Origin of the sequence: Bergeriella denitrificans NBRC 102155 (assembly GCF_001592185.1) — a bacterium.
Taxonomy (GTDB): Bacteria; Pseudomonadota; Gammaproteobacteria; order Burkholderiales; family Neisseriaceae; genus Neisseria; species Neisseria denitrificans.
The window spans coordinates 1-2,152 of record NZ_BCWL01000278.1; the positions used below are offsets into that span (position 1 = coordinate 1).

The 2,152-nt window shown below is 57.6% G+C and carries 2 protein-coding genes; both read left to right on the top strand.

What is annotated here, in order from left to right:
• The first annotated feature begins 79 nt into the window (after positions 1 to 79).
• Positions 80 to 1,351 carry a phosphoribosylamine--glycine ligase gene (gene purD / locus BDE01S_RS10155; RefSeq protein WP_066081139.1) on the top strand — a complete coding sequence of 424 codons (1,272 nt, stop codon included), beginning with the start codon at positions 80 to 82 and terminating at the stop codon, positions 1,349 to 1,351.
• A gap of 63 nt (positions 1,352 to 1,414) precedes the next feature.
• The gene (locus tag BDE01S_RS10160; protein ID WP_082790466.1) at positions 1,415 to 1,984 is read left to right on the top strand and encodes an L-threonylcarbamoyladenylate synthase; all 570 of its coding nucleotides are present in this window, start codon (positions 1,415 to 1,417) and stop codon (positions 1,982 to 1,984) included.
• The last annotated feature ends 168 nt before the right edge of the window (positions 1,985 to 2,152 follow it).

Below are 2,152 nucleotides of genomic sequence, written 5' to 3' on the forward strand. Positions count from 1 at the left end.
CCTTGTATCAGAAATGACGCTTTGACTATACACGGTAGCGCGGCAGGTATTTTACATTTGCACGGATTAAGGAATCAGCATGAAATTACTCGTTATCGGCAATGGCGGCCGCGAGCACGCTTTGGCTTGGAAGCTGGCGCAATCGCCGAAAGTGGAAACCGTATTTGTCGCGCCGGGCAATGCCGGTACAGCGGTTGAGCCCAAGCTGCAAAATATCGCATTGAGCGCGCATGCTGATTTGATTGATTTCTGCCGCAAAGAAGATGTTGCGTTTACCGTGGTCGGCCCCGAAGCGCCGCTGGCGGCCGGTGTGGTGGACGATTTCCGCGCGGCCGGTTTGAAAATTTTCGGCCCGACGCAATACGCCGCCCAGCTCGAAAGCTCCAAAGATTTTGCCAAGGCGTTTATGGCCAAATACGGCATTCCGACCGCGCAATACCAAACTTTTGAAGATGCCGCGCAGGCGCATGCTTATGTGGATAAAAAAGGCGCGCCGATTGTGATTAAGGCCGACGGTTTGGCGGCGGGCAAAGGCGTGATTGTGGCGATGACTCTGGAAGAAGCGCACGCCGCCATCGACGATATGCTGCTGGGCAATAAAATGGGCAATGCCGGCGCGCGCGTGGTGATTGAAGACTTTTTGCAGGGCGAAGAGGCCAGCTTTATCGTGATGGTGGACGGCAATCATGTTTTGCCGATGGCCACCAGTCAAGACCATAAGCGCCTGCTCGACGGCGATAAAGGCCCGAATACCGGCGGTATGGGCGCTTACAGCCCCGCGCCGGTGGTGACTTCCGATGTGTACGAACGCGCCATGAATGAAATCATCCTGCCTACCGTGGCGGGTATGAAGGCGGAAGGCCATGAATTTACCGGCTTTCTGTATGCCGGCTTGATGATTGATCAAAACGGTGCGCCTTATACCATTGAATTCAACTGCCGCTTCGGAGATCCGGAAACCCAACCGATTATGAGTCGCTTAAACAGCGATTTGGTGGATTTGGTTGAAGCCGCGATTGACGGCAAATTAAACCGCACCGTCGCCGAGTGGAACCCGCAAACCGCCGTCGGCGTGGTTTTGGCGGCGGAAAGCTATCCGGAATCGCCGAAAAAAGGCGACGTGATTTCCGGCTTGGCAGAAGCGGATCAAGTCGGCAAAGTGTTCCATGCCGGTACCGCAGCCGGAGCCGACGGCAGCATCGTCACCAACGGCGGCCGCGTTTTGTGCGTGGTCGGTTTGGGCAGCGATGTAGCAGCGGCCAAAGCCAAGGCCTACCAAGCGTTGGCACACATCCGTTTCGACGGTATGCAATACCGCAAAGACATTGCCGATAAAGCTGTTAACCGCTGATTAACCCGATTGCAGGCCGTCTGAAATCCGAATATGCGTTTTCAGACGGCCTTTGGTTTCGATATGCGATTTCCCCGTATACTTTCCGCTGCCGCGCAGCGGAAATTAAAAGCCCATTTGCAGCGCGGCGGCCTGGTGGCTTACCCGACCGAGTCCTGCTACGGCCTTGGCTGCCTGCCCGAGCGGCCTGCCGCCCTCAAGCGGCTGATACGCTTGAAGAAGCGCCCGCAATACAAAGGCTTGATTGTTATCGGCGACGATACCGGCAGGCTGCTGCCGCTTTTGGAGACGCTGCCGCCCGAGCGGCAGGCCGAATTGGCGGCCATCTGGCCGGCGCCGAAAACGTTTCTGCTGCGGGTGCGGCCAAGCGTATCGCCGCTGCTGCGCGGCAAAGGGCGCAGCAAGCTGGCTGTGCGTGTGCCTGCCCATAGCGGCGCACGCAGGCTGTGCCGTATGCTGGATACGCCTTTGGTGTCCACATCCTGCAACCGCGCGGGCAAGCGCGTGTGCAAAACGGAGCGGGAGGTCAGACGGCAGTTCGGCCGGCAGGTTTGGGTGGTCGGCGGGCAGATAGGGAAGCAGAAAACGCCCAGCCAGATTATCGACGGCGATACGGGGCTGCGCCTGCGTTGAACTTGGGGCGGCATAATGGGCGGCTGTATCGGTCTGTATATGCTGGAAGTGGTTTGCGTTTGCTGTGGTGCACAATGTGGCTATATCACGCAGCCAGGCAATAGGCAGCATAGTTGAGTTGAATAAGCCGCCGCGAACCGCGCCGTATGATTGCGGTTTGATTTGGTA